10 protein-coding genes are annotated in these 19656 nt (G+C 68.2%); 7 read left to right on the forward strand and 3 right to left on the reverse strand.

Translation table 11 applies throughout. The annotated features are described in order from the left end of the window. Positions 1-130 precede the first annotated feature (130 nt). Positions 131-1408, forward strand: a complete 1278-nt coding sequence (gene clpX, locus G4D83_RS11255) for an ATP-dependent Clp protease ATP-binding subunit ClpX (protein ID WP_163864690.1) — start codon at positions 131-133, stop codon at positions 1406-1408. Between the two features lie 80 nt (positions 1409-1488). On the opposite strand, the gene G4D83_RS11260 is transcribed toward clpX, so the two are convergent. Beyond that, positions 1489-6816, reverse strand: coding sequence for a trifunctional serine/threonine-protein kinase/ATP-binding protein/sensor histidine kinase (locus G4D83_RS11260; RefSeq protein ID WP_163864691.1), 5328 nt, complete (start codon positions 6814-6816; stop codon positions 1489-1491). A gap of 171 nt (positions 6817-6987) precedes the next feature. On the opposite strand from G4D83_RS11260, the gene crtI reads away from it, so the two are divergent. Further along, positions 6988-8502, forward strand: a complete 1515-nt coding sequence (gene crtI, locus G4D83_RS11265; RefSeq protein ID WP_163864765.1) for a phytoene desaturase family protein — start codon at positions 6988-6990, stop codon at positions 8500-8502. 83 nt (positions 8503-8585) lie between these two features. Beyond that, positions 8586-9395 (forward strand): hypothetical protein, encoded by an 810-nt coding sequence (locus tag G4D83_RS11270; protein WP_163864692.1) that lies wholly within the window; start codon positions 8586-8588, stop codon positions 9393-9395. A 3-nt stretch (positions 9396-9398) separates the two neighbouring features. Here the strand turns inward: G4D83_RS11270 and G4D83_RS11275 are convergent, their stop codons facing one another. After that, positions 9399-11645 carry a carotenoid oxygenase family protein gene (locus G4D83_RS11275; protein WP_163864693.1) on the reverse strand — a complete coding sequence of 749 codons (2247 nt, stop codon included), beginning with the start codon at positions 11643-11645 and terminating at the stop codon, positions 9399-9401. A gap of 193 nt (positions 11646-11838) precedes the next feature. Between G4D83_RS11275 and G4D83_RS11280 the strand changes: the two genes are divergently transcribed. Next, positions 11839-13842 carry a protein kinase domain-containing protein gene (locus G4D83_RS11280; RefSeq protein WP_205522613.1) on the forward strand — a complete coding sequence of 668 codons (2004 nt, stop codon included), beginning with the start codon at positions 11839-11841 and terminating at the stop codon, positions 13840-13842. 21 nt (positions 13843-13863) lie between these two features. Here the strand turns inward: G4D83_RS11280 and G4D83_RS11285 are convergent, their stop codons facing one another. Then, positions 13864-15384 (reverse strand): Hsp70 family protein, encoded by a 1521-nt coding sequence (locus tag G4D83_RS11285; protein ID WP_163864695.1) that lies wholly within the window; start codon positions 15382-15384, stop codon positions 13864-13866. A 337-nt stretch (positions 15385-15721) separates the two neighbouring features. Between G4D83_RS11285 and G4D83_RS11290 the strand changes: the two genes are divergently transcribed. The 3 genes from G4D83_RS11290 (at position 15722) to G4D83_RS11300 (ending at position 19482) form a co-directional block, all read left to right on the forward strand. After that, positions 15722-17968: a PrkA family serine protein kinase gene (locus G4D83_RS11290; protein ID WP_163864696.1), complete on the forward strand. Its 2247-nt coding sequence runs from the start codon at positions 15722-15724 to the stop codon at positions 17966-17968. Positions 17969-18093: 125 nt separating this feature from the next. Further along, complete coding sequence (locus tag G4D83_RS11295) at positions 18094-18966, forward strand: S1 family peptidase (RefSeq protein WP_163864697.1); 873 nt, start codon at positions 18094-18096, stop codon at positions 18964-18966. A 63-nt stretch (positions 18967-19029) separates the two neighbouring features. Next, positions 19030-19482: a deoxycytidylate deaminase gene (locus tag G4D83_RS11300; RefSeq protein WP_163864698.1), complete on the forward strand. Its 453-nt coding sequence runs from the start codon at positions 19030-19032 to the stop codon at positions 19480-19482. Positions 19483-19656 lie beyond the last annotated feature (174 nt).

The following is a 19656-nucleotide window of genomic DNA, read 5'->3' on the forward strand; positions in this document are numbered from 1 at the left end:
ATAGTGGTTGTGGGCCCCATGTAGGTGGGCCCGGCGGCTGTTCGAGACGTGGGCAGGCCGTTTGGGTAGGGGAGCGGTGGACGGCGAAGTGGCTCCGGGGGATCCGGGGTCGGCGAACTCGGAGGCGGCAGTGAAGAAGGAGCACCACGTCAACCTGTCCTGCTCGTTCTGCGGAAAATCGCAGCGCGAGGTCCGCAAGCTGATTGCGGGACCTACGGTCTACATCTGCGATGAGTGCATCAAGCTCTGCAACGACATCATCGCGGATGAGAACGAGCGTGAAGAAGGCAAGCCTCAGGTCAGTCTGCCAACGCCCTCTGAAATCAAGGCGTTCCTCGATGAGTACGTCATCGGGCAGGACCAGGCCAAAAAGGTACTCGCTGTAGCGGTGTACAACCACTACAAGCGCATCTACCAGAAGAAGCCAGCGGCCAGGCCGCGCCCAGGCGTGAAGGGTCCGTCGGGCGAGGAGGTGGAGCTGAGCAAGAGCAACATCCTGCTCATCGGCCCCACGGGCAGCGGCAAGACGCTGCTGGCCCAGTCACTGGCGCGCTTCCTCAACGTCCCGTTCACCATCGCGGATGCCACCAGCCTCACCGAGGCGGGCTACGTGGGTGAGGACGTGGAGAACATCATCCAGAACCTGCTCCACAACGCCGATTACGACGTGGAGAAGGCGGCGCGCGGCATCGTCTACATCGACGAAATCGACAAGATCGCGCGCAAGGGCGACATGCCCAGTGCGACTCGCGACGTCGGCGGTGAAGGCGTGCAGCAGGCGCTCTTGAAGATCATCGAGGGCACGCGCGCCAATGTCACCCCGCGGGGTGGCAAGAAGTACAACCAGCAGGAGTACGTGCAGGTCGACACGACGAACATCCTGTTCATCTGCGGCGGCGCGTTCCACGGCATCGACGGCGTCATCAAGCGCCGCGTGGGCGAGAAGGGCCTGGGCTTCGGGGCGCGAATCTCGCACCGCGAGGACCGCAGCGTGGGCGAGCTGCTGGCGCTGACGGAGCCGGAGGACTTGATGAAGTTCGGGATGATTCCCGAGTTCATCGGTCGTCTGCCGATGATCGCCACGCTGAATGACCTGAAGGAAGAGGACCTGGTCACCATCCTCGCCCAGCCGAAGAACGCGCTGGTGAAGCAGTACCAGAAGCTCTTCGAGATGGAGAAGGTGAAGCTGACCTTCACGAAGGAGGCGCTGCGCGCCATCGCTCGCGAGGCGATGCGCCGTCACTCCGGAGCGCGTGGTCTGCGCGCCATCCTCGAGGACGCGATGCTGGAGATCATGTACGACGTGCCGTTCCGCGAGGGCGTCAAGGAGTGCAAGATCACCGAGACGGTCATCACCCGTCACGAGGCGCCCCAACTCGTCATGGAGAAGGAGAAGAAGACGGCCTAGCCGTCCTCTCGCTGCTTCCTTCCGTGATTCAAGGCCCCTCCTTCCCGTGTGGAACGAGGGGCCTTCACATGTCCAGCGTGTCAGTCGGCGAGGCTGGCGGCGGCTGAGCGCGTGGCGGGGAGGGAGATGATGAACTCGGTGGACTCACCGAGGACGCTCTCCACCCGAATCTCGCCCTGGTGCTCCTGGACGATGTCGTGGCAGAGCGACAGGCCCAGGCCCGTGCCGGAGCCGGCGGGCTTGGTGGTGAAGAACGGGTCGAAGAGCTTCTCGCGAATCTCCAGGGGAATGCCCGGCCCGTTGTCGCGCACGCGCAGCTCCACGCGGTCTCCCTGGCGACGGGTGGAGACCCGCACGCGAGGGACGAAACCCGCGTCGGCCGTCTGCTGCTTCTGCACCGTGGCGTAGAAGGCGTTGTCGACGATGTTGATGAGCAGGCGGCTGATGTCGCCGGCCACCACCTCCACGTTGCCGACGGAGGCGTCCAGCTCCGTGTCCGTCTCCACCGTGGCCGCGCCCTGCCGGGCCCTGAGTCCCTGCACGGCCAGGTTGACGCTGTCGCGAATCAACATGTTCAGGTCCGCGCGGCTGCGAGAACCCTCCGAGCGCCGCGAGTGCCGCAGCATCGTCTTGATGATGTTCGACGCGCGCCGCCCGTGGGACTGGATGCGCTTGGAGTTCTGCTTCAGGTCCTCCAGCGTCTCCAGCACGTCCTCGGCCGTGGCGGCATCGAACTTGTCCGTCATGCGCCGCAGCGTGGTGTCCAGCTCGTCCGCCAGCTTCGCGGACAGCTCCGAGAAGTTGTTCACGAAGTTGAGCGGGTTCTGCAACTCGTGGGCGATGCCCGCGGTGAGTGAGCCCAGGGATGCCAGCTTCTCCTGCGCCACCAGTTGCCGCTGCATCTCCTGGATGCGGCTGAGCGTGCCCGCCAGCTCCACGTTCTTGCTCTGCAGCTCCGCGGTGCGCTCCTCCACGCGCCGCTCCAGCGTGTGGCTGTACTCCTCCAGGCTCGCGTACAGGCCTGCGTTCTCCAGGGAGATGGCGGCCTGGAAGGACAAGAGGCGCAGGACTTCCAGTCGCTCGGGCGTGAAGGCGCCTCGCGCCGCGTCGTTCTCCAGGTACAGCACGCCGGTGAGCGAGCCCTGCTTCAGCAGCGGGCTGCACAGCACGGACTTCGGCCTCGCCTCGCGGACGTAGGGGTCCTCGGAGAAGGGCTCCTCCGCCGTGGCGTCATCCAGGAGCACCGTCTCTCCCGTGCGGACGACGTAGTGGATGATGGAGGCCGGCAGCGCAGTGGAGGACTCGACCGACACGGCCTGTCCTTGCAGCACCCGGGCTCCATCCACGGAGCCCTCCGCTTCGATGAAGAGGCCCTCGGGCTTCTTGAGGATGAGGAAGCCGCGCCGCGCGCCCGCGTTCTCGATGAGCAGCGTCATCAACTTGCGCAAGAGCTTGTCGAGGACGATTTCGCCGGACAGCGCGCGCGCCGTCTTGAGCACGGACTCCAGATCCAACGCGGCCAGCGGCGTGCCTCCGGACTCCTCGGTCCGCAAGGGCTCCGGAGCGGAGGACGTCAGGAGGCGCGGATGCTCCCGCTCCATTCGCGAGACGAGCGCCCGCGCGCCCCAGCGCAGATACGCGCTCCGGGCCTCTTCCAGGTACGTGCGGGCCACCCGCTCGCGGCTCGTGGACAGGTGGAAGTGCGCGGCCCGTTCACAAGCCACGCCCTCGTCGAGCGACAGGCCGTGCTCGCGCGCCAGCCGGATGGCCCGGTCATAGCCATCCGCCGCTTCTTCGTCGCGCCCATCCACCCGCGCGCGCTCCGCGTCCAACAGCTCCGCGCGCGCGCCGTAGTTCATCGGGGCGATGCGGGCCCAACCGCGCATCTGCTTGCGCAGGGCCTCGATGGAGCGCGACGAGCGGATGCGCTCCACCGGCCCTCGCGAGGGATGCAGTTGGAGGAGCGCGAGGCCCTGGAAGAACTTGTACCAGGGCAGGTACATCTGCCCGGCGATCAACTCCACGCGCGCGTCCACCGCGGCCGCGCTCTCCAGCGCACCGCGCGCATCACCCCACAGCCAGCGCCGCATGGTGCGCATGACGTCGCAGGTGGCGATGCCGTTGGCGTACCCGAGCTGGTGATATGGCGCGACGATGTCCTGCTCGCGCGCTTCCACGTCCCCCGTGAAGGCGCCCGTGAGCACGTCGAGCGTGTGCCGCGTGTACTGGAGGAAGGGCACGTTCTGGTGCCGGTGCGAGGCGAGCGCATCCATGAAGCGGTCGACGCGCGGACCGTGCTCCACCAGTCCGTCCCGAGCGATGAGCGACACGGCGCAGCCCGCGCTCGCGTTGTACGCGAAGTACTCGATGTCTCCCGTCTCCTGCCCCTTGCTTGCGCCCGCGAAGAAGTCGTCGATGCACGGCGACAACGGCTCCTTCCAGTGACGGATGAAGAGGTTGAAGACGAAGTGGACCATCGACCGCAGGCTCTCCGCGCCGAAGCGTTCCAACGTCTTCAGCGCCAGCCGTCCGTAGCGGTAGCCCTCCTCGGGACTGCCCAGATGGACGCTGAGCATCAGGCCATAACCCACGTAGCCGAAGGCCGCGGTGCCCGTGGCCCCGTGACGGATGGAGATCTGCAGGTTGCGCAGCACGACGAGTGGGAACAGCAGCGGCCGGGCCATGAACGCGGCCGTGGCCAGCTTCATCATCACCCTGAGCGTGGCGAGCAGCAGCGGGTCCGTCAGCTCCGGCAGCGACTCCAAATCCTCGGGCTTGCGCAGGCCCAGGTACATCTTCGTCTTCGCCACGGCGGCCAGCACATGCGCCTGCTTGGGGTTCGCGGGGAGGTGCTGCCCCAGCGTCCCCAGGACTTTCAGCCCCAGGTCCACCGCGCGCTCGTGCTCGCCCCGGTGCGAGTGACACTGGAGCCGCACCAGATGGACGCGGACCTGTTCGAGCCGGTCCGCCGCGTGGGCCAGCGCCGTGCTGGCCAGTCGCTCCATCTGCTCGAAGTCCGCCGCGAGGTAGGCCGCCTCGGCCGCCTCGACGTGCAGGTCGAACGCGAGCGAGCGGTCCCAACTCCAGCCCTCGTCTCCAAGGAGCTGTCGTCCCGTCGTCAGGAGCCGCAGCGCGGCGGCCCACGCACCGCGTGACTTGGCGCCGCGGCCCGCGCGCAAGTCCAGCTCCGCCACGCGGTGACGCTCCTCCGCGTCCTTCAGGACGGGCAGGGCGAGGTGGAAGTGGGTGACGATGTCCGCGAGCTGCTCGTCCAGCAGCTCCGGAGGCGTGTGCCTCAGCAGCAGGCGGCCGATGCGCGCGTGGACCTCCGGGTGCTCGCTGACGGGCGTCAGCTCCAGCGCGGCCTGCTGGACGCGGTCATGCGCGAACTGGAAGCTGTCGGCGCTCTCGGTGTCCGCGAGCCGCTCGCCCACCGGTGCCACCAGTCCCGCCTGGAGGACTTCGTCCAGGGCCTCCTCCGCCTGCTCGGGCGAGCGCTCCAGCACCACCGCGAGGTTGCGCAGCGTGAAGGTGTGGCCGAGGGCCGCGGCGATGGGCAGCAGGGCCTGGGCGCCAGGGCTCAGCTCGCGAATCCTCGCGGTGAGCAGCGCCACCACGCCGTCGCTGAAGTCCTGGCCGCGCAACGCTCCGCCATCCCACCGGAACCCGCCGCCCTCCGCGTCGAAGCGCACCAGGCCGCGCTCATAGAAGGCTCGCAGGAGCTGCACGGCGAAGAACGGATTGCCCTCCGTCAACGAGAGCACCACCGCGTCGAGCTGCGTGTCCGGCTGGCCCGCCGCCGCGGGGAAGACGTCGGCCACGAGCTGGGTGATCTGCTCGGGGGACAGCGGCTCCAGGTCGATTCGCTGCACGGGCGTGCCCGCGTCGCGCAGGGCCTGCGTGAGGCCCTCCACGGGGTGCTCGGGCCCCAGCTCCTCCGAGCGGCACGCGCCGACGACGAGCAGGTGACTGAGTCCGCGGTCCGACAAGAGCAGGCGCAGCAACTGGAGGCTGGCGCTGTCGGCCCACTGGAGGTCGTCCAGCACGATGACGAGCGGATGCTCCTCCGTCGCGAGCACGCCCACCAGCTTGCGCAACACGAGCTGGAAGCGGAGCTCGGATTCAGCGGGGCCCAGCTCGGCGACGGGAGGTTGTTCGCCCAGCACCAGCGCCATGCGCGGCACCGCATCCACCACCAGCCGCCCCATGCCGCCCAGGGCCTCCAGCAGGCACGCGCGCCAGTCTTCCAGCCGCTCCTCTCCAAGCAGGCTCCGCGCCACCTCGCGGAATGCCTCGAAGATGCCGCTATAGGGCGTGTCGCGGAGGAGCTGGTCGTACTTGCCCCGCACGAACAGGCCGTGCTTCGCCGACACGGGACGCTTGAGCGTGCCGGTGAGCGCGGACTTGCCCATGCCGGCCGCGCCGGTGAGCAACACGAAGCCGGAGCGACCGGACGCGGCGCGCTCGAAGGCGGCCTTCAGCTCGGCTTGCTGCGGCTCGCGGCCGTAGAGCTTCTCGGGCGCGGTGAAGCGCTCGGGCACGTCCTTCGTGCCCAGCTCGAAGTCGGGCACCGAGCCGGTGGACTCCTCCATCGCGTCGAGGCAGCGCTGAAGGTCGGCCACCAGGCCGTACGCGCTCTGGTAGCGGTCCTCGGGAGACTTCGCGAGCAGCTTGAGGACGAGGGCGGAGAGGGGACGCGGCAGCTCCGGGACGAGCTCATGCGGCGCGGGCGGCGGCAGCGCGACGTGCGCGTGGATGAGCCCCAGCGCATCGGTGTCCGCGAAGGGCCGACGGCCGGTGAACAGCTCGAACAACATGACGCCCAGCGAGTAGAAGTCACTGCGCGAGTCGACGCTTCGGTGGGTGCGGCCGGTGCCCTCGGGCGACAGGTATTCGAGCGTGCCCTCCAGGCGCTCCGGGGCGACGGGCGCGACTTCGGCGCGAGCGCGGCGCGTGGCCAGGGTGAGCCCGGTCAACTTCACGGAGGTGCCGTCCGCGCTCAGCAGCACGGAGGCGGGCTGCAAATCCCTGTGCAGGATGCCGGCGGCGTGGAGCTGTCCCACCGCGCGGGCGATGGCGACGGCGAGCCGGCAGCCGGTGCGGGCTTCCACGCGGCCCGAGGCGAGTCGCTGGGCGAGGGTCGTCTCTCCGAAGCCCTCGAGCACCATCACCGACATGCCGGGGCGCGACTCCTCCAGGGACAAGGGGTGGAGGACGCCGTCGAGGCGCAGGGCGTGGGTGAGCTCGAATTCGTGGCGGAGACGGTTCGTGAAGGACGGGGGGCGAGAGGGCTCCGCGACCTTCAAGGTGACACGGGCCCCGTCCTCGGCGCGGGTGGCGCGCAGGAGCTGGAAGGAGCCGGAGGCGGAGAGCGCTCTGTCGCTACGGTAGCCAGGAACCTCAATCATTGCTCAACCCGTGCGCGCATGGGCGCGGCACCCCCCCTTGGAGGCCTTGGACGCGGGAGGCTAGCTGCGCCCCCCCACGCTCGCAACAGCGCCCGGTCGCTTCGCTGGCGGGGTTGCCTGCTCGCTGGAGTGGAGCGCGCGGCCCGGGTGTGCCATGGAACCTCCACGGTGATGCGACCTTCGGCCAGGGTGGAACCCGACGCGCGGCGAGACGGCAGGCGCGTCCTCGTCATTGGCAGTGGTTTTGGCGGGTTGGCGGCGGCGGTCCGACTGGCCGCTAGAGGCTGGCGCGTCACCGTCCTGGAGCGCAGGGATGGCCCGGGAGGTCGGGCCCACGCGTTCCATCAGGACGGATTCACCTTCGATGCCGGGCCCACGGTCATCACCTGTCCGCACCTGCTCGAGGAGCTGTGGGCCCTGGCTGGACGGAAGCTGGCCGACCATGTGGAGTTGAAGCCGGTGACGCCGCTGTACCGGATGCGCTTTCCGGATGGCTTCACGTTCGACTACCACACGGACAAGGAAGCGATGTTGCAGGCGGTGCGGCGCCTCTCGCCTGGAGACGAAGCGGGCTACCTGTCGCTCAGTGCCCGTGTCGAGCGCATGTATGAAGCGGGCATCGGTCCGCTGATGAGCGCTCCGGTGCCGCACGTGCTGAGCCTGGCGCCCTTCACTCCGGCGCTGGTGCGCGACGAGGCCTTCCGGAGCATGTACGGCCTGGTGTCGCGTCACGTGAAGGACGAGCGGCTCCGACAGGCGTTGAGCTTCCATCCGCTGCTCATCGGCGGCAGTCCCTTCGCGGCCGCGAGCGCGGTGTACACGTCCATCCAGTTCGTGGAGCGGCGCTGGGGCGCGTTCTTTCCGGTGGGGGGAACGGGAGCGCTGGTGCGGGGACTGGTGTCCTTGCTGGAGTCGTTGGGGGGCGAGGTTCGCTACGACAGCGAGGTGGCGGAAATCACGGTGGAGGGACGCAAGGCGACGGGCGTGAGGCTCGGGGATGGGTCCTGGCTTCCGGCCGAGGCCGTGGTGTCCAACGCGGACGCGGCCTGGACGTACCGGTATCTGCTGCCCCGGCACGTGCGCAGTCACTGGACGGACACGCGCATCCAGCAGGCGCGGTACTCGATGAGCGTGTTCCTCTGGTACTTCGGAACGCGGCGTCGGTATCCGGACGTGGCGCACCACACGCTGCTGTTCGGTCGCGACTTCAAGGGCATGTTCTCCGGACTGGACGGGCCGGGGCTGCCTTCCGAGGATCCGCTGCTGTATCTGCATCGGCCCACCGCGACGGATGCGGGGCTGGCACCGCCGGACCACGATGCGTTCTATGTGCTGGCGCCAGTGCCGCATCTGGGAGACGGGGCCAGTTGGAAGGCTCGGGCGGAGACGTTCCGTCGCAAGTTGGAGGCCCGGCTGTCGCGCACGGTGTTGCCCGGATTGGAGCAGGAGTTGGTGACGTCGCGGGTCTTCACGCCGGAGGACTTCCGCGATGACTTGCGCTCGTTCCTGGGCGCGGCGTTCAGCTTCGCGCCCACGCTGATGCAGACCACGTTCCTTCGGGCGCAGGCCAAGAGCGAGGACGTGGATCGGCTCTACCTCGTGGGTGCGGGGACGCATCCGGGGGCGGGGCTGCCCGCGGTGCTGTGCTCCGCGAAGATTGTCGACACGGTGATGGCGGGGGCGTGAGCCCGCATCGCCGCGCTGCGCTCGCCTGGGGATTGAGGGCGGGGCGCGCGTGCCCGAGAATCGGGCCACGGAGGAGCACGTGCATGGCGGCGGTCGACGAGCTGGCCCACTGTCACATCATCCTGAAAGCGGCGCTCCAGGCCGCGAGTCCGGAGGACCGGCCCTCGGGCCCCTGGGCGCTCGGTGGACCGCGCCCTGTCTGCCCGGCGGCGGGGCAGGTGGAGCTGGGATTGTGGTTCTCCTCGCTCGTCGCGCCGCATCTCGCGGACCCGTTCGAGGAGGCCGTCGCACGACGCGTGCTGGACCACGTGCGTGACTTCCTCGCGAAGCCGTCGCGCCTCACGCCGCGGGAGTCACTTTCGCTCGGGCACCAGAAGCAACTGACCAGCCACGCGGGCCGCGCACACCACCGACTCATCGCGGACTCCCGCTCCGAGCCCAAGGAGTCGGAAGCGCTCGCGGTGGCAAGGCGCACGGCGGGCGCGGCGGCGGCCCTGTGTCGTGGCAAGGACACGTATGTCCACCTCACCGCGGCGGTGGCTCGGGTGGTGAGGAACTTGAGTGAGCCTGAGACTCGAGGCGAGTTGAGCGCGCACGACTTCCTCGTGGAACTGGACGCGCGCATCCTCCGGCTGGAGTGTCAGGCCGCGATTGCTCCATTGCTCACGGCGGGCGCGCCCATGCCAGAGCTCGATGAGGTGCTGTGGCGTGTCGATGGTGGCAAGGGCCAGGCGCGACACTTCATCGCGAGGCTTCGTGGCGGAACCCTGGGGCTGGTGACGAAGCTGGGAGCGCGCTGGGCCTGGGTGGAGGGAGGCCGTGATGAAGTCCTCGCCTCCGTGCCCGACGCGCTCTTCGCGGATGCCACCCGCACGGTCCTCGCCCAAGGGTGACGCTCAGTCCTTCTTGTCACCCTTGCCCGGCGGAGACCGCGGCCGCTGGAGCGGGAAGTTCGGGAACACCTCTTCCTCGAACACCTTGCGCAGCTTCGGGAAGTTGAGCGCCCACTTTACTCCCAGCTTCCACGGCGTGAAGAGCACGCTCGGGACGCGAGGGAACAGGCCCGGCAGCCAGTCCGCGTACGCCTTCTTCATCGCGTCCACGTTGTAGTCCTCGCGAACGTCCACGCAGTACTGCGGGCCCGCGTTCTCCGGTACGTGGCCGTCGAGGATCTCCCCCAGCCCTGGCGGCAGGAACGTGGTGTGCAACGTCATGCCCACGTCGAAGTTCTTGCTGCCCAGCCGGCAGATGGGCCCCTTGCTCATGTTCTCCGAGTCGAAGATCCACACCTCGTCGCCCGTGGAGTCGGCAGGCAGGTCCGGCGTCGGGTCGGAGACCACCAGCGCCACCACGTAGCCCTTCCAGTACGGCACCTTCGGCAGCTTGATGCTGGGCACGAACTGCGGCGCGAAGCCGAACCAGCCCGTGGGCAACACGTAGCCGTCGAAGCGACCCGACTTGACGTAGAACTTGAAGAAGCTCGCGGCCCGGCCTTCCTGGATGGGCAGCCCCGCCTTGTCGCCGACGATGGGCTTGTAGAGCTGGTAGACGTACTCGGGGACCATGTCCGCCGCGAACCCATCCGAGTTGAAGTAGATGGCCAGCTCGTCATCCGGGATGACCCAGTTCGGCTCCGCTCCGTCGCTGTCGTCGGACGTGGGCGAGCGCCACTTCTGCCGCAGATAGAGCCGCAGGTTCGTCTCGAGCTCTCCGTTGACGAGTCCCGCGTTGGAGAAGACGGTGAGGCCCCAGGTGAAGTTGTCGTGCGAGTGCAGTCGCGACTCGATGCGCCGGTTGCGCATGTCGATGCGGTGCACCCCCAGCGAACTGCGCGTCACCGGCACCGCCGTGGGCATGCCCTCCTGGTAGGCCTGCGCCCGGCGGCCATTGATGAGCAGGTCCCCCTCCTTGATGGTGTGGGACAGGTCCTCGGACGGCGAGTGTCCCGCGACCAGGGTGATGACGTCGTCCGGGTTCTCGTAGCGCGCCGCGAAGTGCAGGCCACCTCCGCCGGACTGGAAGCGATGCGCCGGAATCCGGGGCGGGTCGTCTCGCGACAGCGTGCCGGGTGAGGGCCGCAGGTCCGAGCGCTTCACCACCCAGAACACCGCCTGCGGGTACGCGCGCTCGGAGGTGAATCTATCCACGAGCCGCTGCACGCGCGTCATCCCCGGCAGCGCCGCCTGCACCGCGATGGTCCAGAAGTTGATGGGGAAGTTGCTGTCGAGCAACACGACGTAGTCGCGCGTGACGGCGATTTGATGGAGCGACTGCGCCACCACCGGATTGCCCGTCGCCGCGTCCATCAGCGCCCAGTGGTGCAGCCGGTTCTCCCACGTGTCCCAGCTCGACAGGTGCGTCCATCCCTCGCCCAGCGGCCACTTGGGGGCGTGGTTGGTGAAGAAGAGGCGGGGCTTCTGCTGGGACTCGGTCTCCCGGGGAGAGATGGGCTGCGCCACTTCGGGCGCGAAGGCGGGGTGCGCGGTGCTCTGGAGCAGCGGGAAGGCCCAGGGCGTGGGGATGGCGGGCTTCCACTCGCGCAGATAACCGAGCGGCGTGTACGCCTTGAGCGTCATCGGGTGGATGGCCCACGGGCGCCCCGCGTCCGTGGTCACCAGCAACATGTTCTCGCCCTCCACCAGGAACGGCGCCGTGTTGGGGGCCTCCTGCGCGCCCAGCGCGATGCTCACGTCGGAGAGCGTCGTCTCACGGAACTCGTTGAGGTAGCGGGTGATGGGGCCGCGAGAGGTCCGCCCCGCGTTCACCGGTTCCCGCGCGTAGTACGACGGCGTCTCCATGATGGCGGAGCTGAAGGTCGCATCGGCGCCGTCGAAGTCGAGCCGCAGCACCAGCCCATCCGAGGCCAGCGCGGGTGATCCCGCATGGACGCTGGGGCCCGCGACGAAGACATGTCCATGCAGATCCGGCGGCAGCTTGCCGGCGAGCACCTTCAGCGGCTCCTTGGAATACGGCGTCCTATCAGACGTCATCGCGTTGCGCGGCATGCCCGGGCGCAGGCCCGGATGCACGACGAGGCCGGGGTAGGTGGTTCCGTCCGGCAGGTGCGGCGGCGCGGGAGCGGGCTCGTCGTCGCTGGCGGAATGGGGAAGGGGAGAAAGAAGGGGATTGATCGCTTCGTGCATGGACGCCTCCACGGGTAGGGAGGTGCGAGTCGTGACAGGGGAACGGGGCCGGCACCCTATCACGCGCGGCGTTTCCACTCGCATGAGGTGGCCCGTCCGCTTGGGTAGGGAGGGACCGCGACGGAGTACCGGGTGTGGACCCCATGTGCCATCATCGCGCCGCTCGGGGCCACCAAACATGAACCAACAAGACATGTCTCAGCCACGAATCATCGGCGGGCGATACGTCCTGGAGCGAGTGCTCGGGGGCGGTGGGATGGGCACGGTCTGGGTGGCGAGAGATCCCAAGCTCCAGCGGCTCGTCGCCCTCAAGCTCATGGCCAGCCACTGTGCGCCCACCGAGCACGCGCTCCGCCAGTTCGAGTGGGAAGCGCAGGCCATCGCCCGCTTCCAGAGTCCCCACGTCATCCAGGTCCACGACTGCGACCTCTCCGGCGAAGCGCCCTACATCGTCATGGAGCTGCTGGAGGGGGAAGACCTGGAAGCGCTGCTCAACCGGCGGGGAAGGCTGTCGCTCGCCATGGTGGAGCGCATGCTCACCCAGGCCGCGCGCGCTCTCACCGCCGCGCACGCCGCGGGCGTCATCCACCGCGACCTCAAGCCCGCGAACCTCTTCCTGTCCCGCAGCACGGCGGGAGAGGTGGTGAAGGTGCTCGACTTCGGGCTCGCGCTGCTGACGCAAGGCGGCGCGGCGCAGCCGCACCCGGACGAGGAGATGGCGGGCACGCCGCGCTACATGAGCCCCGAGCAGCTGCGGGGCATGTCGCCCCGGTTGGACCACCGCTGTGACTTGTGGGCGCTGGCCGTGGTGGCCTACCGCGCGCTCACCGGCCAGCATCCGTTTCCCCTGGAGTCCCTGCGTCAGCTCCGGCTGGGCAACGTGCCTCCGCCCCCCGTGCCGCCGTCCACGCTGGTGCCCGGGCTGGGCACGGAAGTCGACGCCTTCTTCGCGCGGGCGCTCGACGTGGAGCCCTCGCGCCGCTTCCAGTCCGCGCACGAGCTGTCCTCGGACTTCATCGCGCGGGTGGAGGCCGGGCGTCCGTCACGGCCGGCGAAGATTCTCGTGGTGGACGACGAGCCGGATGTCGCGGTGCTGATGGAGCAGAGCTTCCGCAAGCAGATCCGCCGCTCGGTGTACCAGTTCCTCTTCGCCTCGGACGGAGAGGAGGCGCTGGAGGAGCTGCGCCAGCATCCCGACACCGAAGTGGTGCTCTGCGACATCAACATGCCGCGCATGGACGGGCTCACCTTCCTGTCCCGCGTGGGTGAGGTGAGCTCGCTGACGCGCGTGGTCATCGTCTCCGCGTACGGCGACATGAGCAACCTGCGCACGGCGATGAACCGCGGCGCCTTCGACTTCATCACCAAGCCCATCGACTTCCCGGACATGGAAGCGACGGTCATCAAGACGCTCAAGCACGTGCGCGAGCTGCGCCGCACGGTGCGCTACACGGAGGAGAACGGCCTGCTCCGCATGTTCGTCCCCGGCGGCGTGCTGGAGCGCATTCCTCCCATGCTGCAGGGCACCGAGGACATGGCGGGCGAGTGGGTGGAGGGCACCGTCGTCTTCATCGACGTGGACGGCTTCACGCCCGTGCTCAGCCAGCAGGCGCCCCCGGAGTCGCTGCGGCGCCTCAACGCCAACTTCGAGGCCATTGTCCCGGAGATCCTCGCGCGCGGCGGCACGGTGGACAAGTTCGTCGGGGACGCGGTGATGGCCGTGTTCCGGGGCCCGGGGCACGTGGACCAGGCGATGGAGGCGTGCCTGTCCATCCGCCGCCAACTGGAGCTGCTGGCCACGCGTGGCGGCGCCCATGCGCCCTATGCGCACGGTGTCTGCATCGGCCTGGACTCGGGGGACCTGGTCGCTGGGAGCATCGGCGCCAAGGCGTCGGGGCGGCTCGACTACACGGTGCTGGGCGAGGTGGTGAACACGGCGGCGAAGCTCGCGGGCCTGGCGCGGCGGGGGCAGGTCCTCCTCAGCGACAGGACGCGCGAGCGGGCCCGGGAGCCCTTCGTCTACGCGCCGCTGGGAGAGCAGGTGCTGCACGGCGCCACGACGTCGCTCACCGTCTACGAGCTGCTGCGCGGCGAGGCGCCCCCGGACGTGACGCCCGAGGACTCCACGCCGTTCATGGTGTCGGAGAAGCGCGAGGACACCCGCGACGCGGGGCTGGCGGCGCTACCGTCCCGGTAGAAGAGGGGACGGCGGGGCGCTTCAGCTCTGCGTCACTCGCACGGTGGTGTTCATCTCCCGGCCGGTGGCCGGGTCCCTGGCGCGCATGGTGAGGATGCCTTCGATATTCACGTCGAAGGTGATCTCCACCTGCACCCCGCCGGCGCGAGCCTGCTGGATGCCGGAGAAGGTGAACTCGCCGAGCATGTCGTTGCGCACCACCACGTCGTGGTCGCCCTGGAAGATGCGCATGGCCAGCTCGGTCTGGTTGTCCATGCTGGTGGTGGCGAGCAACTGCTTGGCGTTGGGGATGGGCGCGTTGCGCGGGAAGACGACGTGGAAGGCGCCGCCGGCCTTCTCCAGGCCGATGGCCATGGGAATCACGTCCAGCAGTTGGATGCGCAGGTTGGTGTCGTCCTGGAGCGAGTGCGCGTAGAGCGCCGCGCCGATGGCCACGGCCTCGTCCGGGTGCACGCCCTTGCTGGGCGGCTTGCCGAAGAACTTCGTCAACCGGTCCTGGACGACGGGCATGCGCGTCTGCCCGCCCACCAACATCACTTCGTCGATGTCCCGGGTCGACAGCCCCGAGTCCACCAGCACGCGCGCCACCATCTGCAGCGTGCGGTCCACGAGGTGGTTGGTGAGCTGCTCCAACATCTTCCGGGTGAACTTCATCTCGATGTTCAGGGGCTGGCCCTGGGACGTCATCGTGATGAAGGGGATGTTGAAGGGCACCTCGTCGCGCGCGGACAAATCAATCTTGGTGCGCTCGGCCAGGTCCTTGATGCGCTGCATCGCCACCGGGTCCGTGGCCAGGTCGATGCCCGTCTTGGCCGCGAAGTCCTTGAGGACGTGGTGGATGATGGCGTTGTCGAAGTCGATGCCGCCCAGGAAGACGTCGCCGCCGGTGGCCTTCACCTCGAAGACGCGGTCCCGAATCTCGATGATGGAGACGTCGAAGGTGCCGCCGCCCAAATCGTAGATGACGACCTTCTGCTTCAGGCCCTTGCCCACGCCGTACGCCAGCGCCGCCGCGGTGGGCTCGTTGATGATGCGCACGACGTCCAGGTCGATGAGCTTGCCGGCGTCCTTCACCGACTGGCGCTGCCGGTCGTTGAAGTACGCGGGGACCGTGACGACCGCCCGTTTGATGGGCGTCTTCAGGTAGTTGGAGGCGACCTCTCGAATCTTCCCGAGAATCTTCGCGCTGACTTCCTGGAGGGTGAACTCCTTCTTGCCCACGTCCAGCGTGACTTCGTTCTTCTTGCCGGGGCGCAGGTTGTACGCCACGACCTTCTTCATCGTCTCCACGACGTCACTGCCGAACGTCCGCCCCACCAGGCGCTTGGCACCGTAGACGGTGTTGCGCGGGTTGAGCTGCCACTGGCGCTTGGCCTCGTAGCCGATGAGCTCGTTCCCCTTGTCGTCAATCGCGAAGATGGAGGGGATGGTGTACTCGCCGCCCTTGTAGGGGATGAGCTTCACGTTCCCGCTCTCCTCGACGATCGCCGCGCACGAGTTCGTCGTGCCGAGGTCGATGCCGATGATGGGCTCCTTGTGCATCGTGTTTGGACTCCGGGTGGGCACCGAAGGGAAGGTTTGGACCGTATCTCACCCCCGGGCCTCACGCGAGTATGCTTACACCCCGTAGGCCCGCTACCTCCGGGCAGGCTCCTGGCAAAACCCTGGAACCCCGCACGATGTCGAGCGAAAAGTCCAACCCGGCCACTCTCTTCCCTGGTGAGCGGGCAGCGGCGCGAGCGCGTGGGCTGGATGACATGCCGTCAAAGGGCCCTGGACTTCCAGCAGGCCGGGCGGAAAGGTCCTGGAAGGGCCACCGGCGGCAGCGGCGCACCGGGGGCGTTACGAGCGAGAACTGACCCGTACGAGGAGAGCCACCGTGGACGCGAAGGGTTATCTGCAGGAAGTGGGCACGCAGGTGAACGCCGACTTCGTCAAGAACCGTTCGATCCTGTCCTTCGAGGAGTACCTGTCGCTCTTCATCAACGATCCGCGCGCCCAGGCGCGGAACGCGGCGCAGTACCTCCGGGACGTGATGGACCATTTCGGCACGCAGCAGGTGCCGCACCCGACGGGGACGATTCGCCGCTTCAAGGTCTTCGACGCGGAGGGCAGTGACAGGGACGGCCGGGTGGCGGGGCAGGAGGAGGTGCAGAACGCCATCTACCGGGTGCTCGGCAACTTCGTGCGCGCCGGCCGCATCAACAAGCTCATCTTCCTGCACGGCCCCAACGGCAGCGCCAAGTCCACGCTCGTCAACGCGCTCAAGTCCGGCATGGAGACGTACTCCTGGCTGCCGCAGGGCGCGCTCTACCGCATCGCCTGGGTGTTCCCCTCGGAGAAGCTCATCAAGGGCTCCATCGGCTTCGGCGAGCGCACCGACGGCAACGGGGAGCTGACGACCTTCGCGCACCTGGAGGCGGAGAACATCGACCTGCGGATGCCGTGCGAGCTGAGAGATCATCCGATGTTCGCCATGCCTCCGGGCGAGCGGCGCAAGGTGCTGGAGGCGGCCCTGAAGAAGAAGGGGCTGGGCACCGGGGACGGGGAGTCGGGGGACTTCATCCTGTCCGACTACGTGCGGGACGGGGAGCTGTGCTCCAAGTGCCGCCGCATCTACACGGCGCTGCTCAACTCGTACAACGGCGACTGGCTGAAGGTGATGCGCCACGTCCAGGTGGAGCGCTTCTACGTGTCGCGCCGCTACCAGGTGGCCACGGTGACGGTGGAGCCGCAGATGAGCGTGGACGCCGTCGTCCAGCAGATCACCGCGGACCGCACCCAGCTCAACGTGCCCGCGCCGCTGCACAGCACCGTCCTCTTCGAGCCGCACGGGCCACTGGTGCACGCCAACCGCGGCCTCATCGAGTACTCGGATCTGCTCAAGCGCCCGCTCGAGGCGTTCAAGTACTTGCTGGGCTTCAGCGAGACGAGCGAGGTGCCACTGGAGCCGTTCGTCCTCCAGTTGGACGAGGTGCTCATTGCCTCATCCAACGAGAAGCACCTGGGCGCCTTCAAGGAGCTGCCGGACTTCGCGTCGTTCAAGGGGAGAATCGAGCTGGTGCGCGTGCCCTACCTGCGCCGCTACCGCACCGAGCAGCAGATCTACGACACCCAGGTGTCCCCGACGACGGTGGGCAAGCACGTGGCGCCGCACGCGACGGCGCTGGCCGCGATGTGGGCGGTGCTCACTCGACTGAAGAAGCCCATTCCGGACCGCTACCCCAGCGACGTGAAGGAACTCATCGACCACGTCACGCCGGTGGAGAAGCTGCACCTGTACGAGGAGGGCGCGCCGCCGGACCGGCTCAGCCTGGCCAACACCAAGGAGCTGCGCAAGCTGCGCGAGGAGCTCTTCACGGAGTCGGACTCGTACCCCAACTACGAGGGGCGCGTGGGCGCGAGCGCGCGCGAAATCAAGACGGCGCTGTTCAACGCCGCGCAGAACCCCGACTACAAGTGCCTCAACGGACTGGCGGTGCTCGAGGAGCTGGAGTCCATCTGCAAGGACAAGAGCGTCTACGAGTTCCTGCTCCAGGAAGTCGTCGACGGCTACCACGACCATGAGGAGTTCGTGCGCGTCGTCGAGGCGGAGTACCTGGACCGCGTGGACACCGAGGTGCGCGAGTCCATGGGCCTGGTCTCCGAGGGCCAGTACCGCGAGCTGGTGGAGCGCTACATCCAGGGCGTCAGCCACTGGGTGCGCGGCGAGAAGATGCGCAATCGAATCACGGGCGAGATGGAGAAGCCCGACGAACAGCGCATGCAGGAGGTGGAGGCCATCGTGATGCCGCGCGGAGAAGAGGTCTCCGAGTTCCGCCGCGGCCTCATCTCCTCCATTGGCGCGCACCGGCTGGACAACCCGGACCTGGCGATGGACTACCCGCGCATCTTCCCGGACATGTTCAAGCGCCTGCGAGACCACTACTTCGAGGAGCGCAAGCGGGTGCTGCGCAAGAACAAGGAGAACGTCCTCAAGTACCTCTCCGAGGACCGCAACCAGCTGTCGTCGCGCGAGCAGACGCAGGTGCAAAGCACGCTGAAGGCGATGGCGGAGCGCTACGGCTACTGCGAGTACTGCGCGAAGGACGCCATCCTGTTCCTGATGAAGAAGCGCTACGCGTGAAGCGCGGGCGAGCAGGCGACCGGCCCCTGTAGGGCGCCTGCTTTCCAATGGGGACGGGGCGTGGGGAAGATGGACGTCGCAAGCGAGTTCGCAGTCTCAGCGCCGTCCTTCTTCCTGGAGAGTCGATGACCCGCTTCCTCCTGGGCGCCCCCGTCGCCCTGCTCGCCCTCGCGTCGTGTGCCGGCGCGTCTGTGCCCCCCGCCAGCGCTCCCGCGCCACGGGCGCCGCCGGAGGTGGTGCGGGTGTCCACGCCGGAGCCCGCGAGGCCGACGCGCAAGGAGATGGTGCGCCGCATCCTCCCGCACAACGTGCGCCTGCAAATCACCGAGGCGGACAAGGTGCGGCGCACGGCCTCCGGCGTGGTGGTGGGCTCCGAGCGGAGCGCTGACGGAGTAGTGGCCTGGGTCATCACCAATGCGCACGCGGTGGTGATGGATGACTTGAAGTCCCCCACGCTGAACGTGCTGGTGGACCAGCGCGCGGACGTGGAGACGCACGTGGGCCAGGTGGTGGCCACCGGCCAGGTGCCGGACCTGGACCTGGCGCTCGTGAAGGTGCCGGGGCTTGCGCTGCCCGCGGTGGAGCTGGCGGACGAGGCGGAGCTGGAGCTGGGAGAGGACGTCGTCGTGGCGGCGTCGCCCTATGGCCGCGCGCTGTCGTTGTCCGGCGGCATGCTGTCCCAGGTGGAGTGGGACCGGGAGTCCCGGCGTCCGAGGATGGTGAAGACGGACGCGCCCATCGGCTATGGCGCGTCGGGCGGCGGCATCTTCAGCCTGGAGACGGGGCGGCTGCTGGCCATCGTGGAGGGCTACCGCACGGCGCAGGTGGACTTCGCGGTGCGTGAGGAGAGCTACAGCTTCGACGTGCCCATGCCCGGCGAGACGTTCGCCGCGCCCAGCACCAAGGTGCGACAGTTCCTGCATGCCAAGGGCTTCGGGCGCCTGCTGGAGCGCAGTCTGCCTGGTGAGGGAGGCGTCGCTCACGCCGCCGGGCGCTGAGCCGCCTTTTTGTCGACAGCCGTCCGCCGCGCGCTACATCTGCCCGGGCCAGGAGGCGAGCGGATGTCGGGACGTGTTTCGTGGGACCAGTACTTCATGGATATCGCCAAGCAGGTGGCGACGCGGGCCACGTGTGATCGCAAGCACGTGGGAGCGGTCATCGTCCGTGGAAGAACCATCCTGTCCACCGGCTACAACGGCTCCATCCGAGGCCTGGCCCACTGCGACGACGTGGGCCACATGATGGAGAACGGACACTGCGTGGCGACGGTGCACGCGGAGGCGAACGCCATCATCCAGTCCGCCACCAACGGCGTGGCGATTGACGGGGCGACCATCTACACCACGGCCAGCCCCTGCTGGCCCTGCTTCAAGCTGATCGCCAACGCGGGCCTCGTCCGCATCGTCTTCGGCGAGTTCTATCGGGATCCGCGCATCTTCGAAGTGGCCTCCCAGCTCAAGCTGGAGCTGGTGGGCCTGGGCGAGGGCGCGCGTCCTCCCGCGACCTCGACCTGAAGAGGCTGCCTGCGAGCACCTCGGAAAACGTCACCTGCGCAACACTCTGGAGTCATCGCAAGTGGGCGACTCCACTCGGGAATTTGCCGTGTCCGGCAAGAATTACCGACCCAGGGTTGACGTTGTGCAACAGGCTCCCTAACTCTTGCCGGCGGTGGGGTGGCGGCGGGAGAG

Origin of the sequence: Myxococcus eversor (genome assembly GCF_010894455.1) — a bacterium.
In the GTDB taxonomy this organism is placed as follows: Bacteria; Myxococcota; Myxococcia; order Myxococcales; family Myxococcaceae; genus Myxococcus; species Myxococcus eversor.

Excerpts from the sequence above, each read along its gene's own strand:
- G4D83_RS11270 (WP_163864692.1), top strand. The coding sequence starts at position 8,586 with ATGGCGGCGGTCGACGAGCTGGCCCACTGTCACATCATCCTGAAAGCG.
- G4D83_RS11300 (WP_163864698.1), top strand. The coding sequence starts at position 19,030 with ATGTCGGGACGTGTTTCGTGGGACCAGTACTTCATGGATATCGCCAAG.
- G4D83_RS11275 (WP_163864693.1), bottom strand. The coding sequence starts at position 11,645 with ATGCACGAAGCGATCAATCCCCTTCTTTCTCCCCTTCCCCATTCCGCC.
- crtI (WP_163864765.1), top strand. The coding sequence starts at position 6,988 with ATGCGACCTTCGGCCAGGGTGGAACCCGACGCGCGGCGAGACGGCAGG.
- G4D83_RS11260 (WP_163864691.1), bottom strand. The coding sequence starts at position 6,816 with ATGATTGAGGTTCCTGGCTACCGTAGCGACAGAGCGCTCTCCGCCTCC.
- G4D83_RS11280 (WP_205522613.1), top strand. The coding sequence starts at position 11,839 with ATGTCTCAGCCACGAATCATCGGCGGGCGATACGTCCTGGAGCGAGTG.
- G4D83_RS11285 (WP_163864695.1), bottom strand. The coding sequence starts at position 15,384 with ATGCACAAGGAGCCCATCATCGGCATCGACCTCGGCACGACGAACTCG.
- G4D83_RS11295 (WP_163864697.1), top strand. The coding sequence starts at position 18,094 with ATGACCCGCTTCCTCCTGGGCGCCCCCGTCGCCCTGCTCGCCCTCGCG.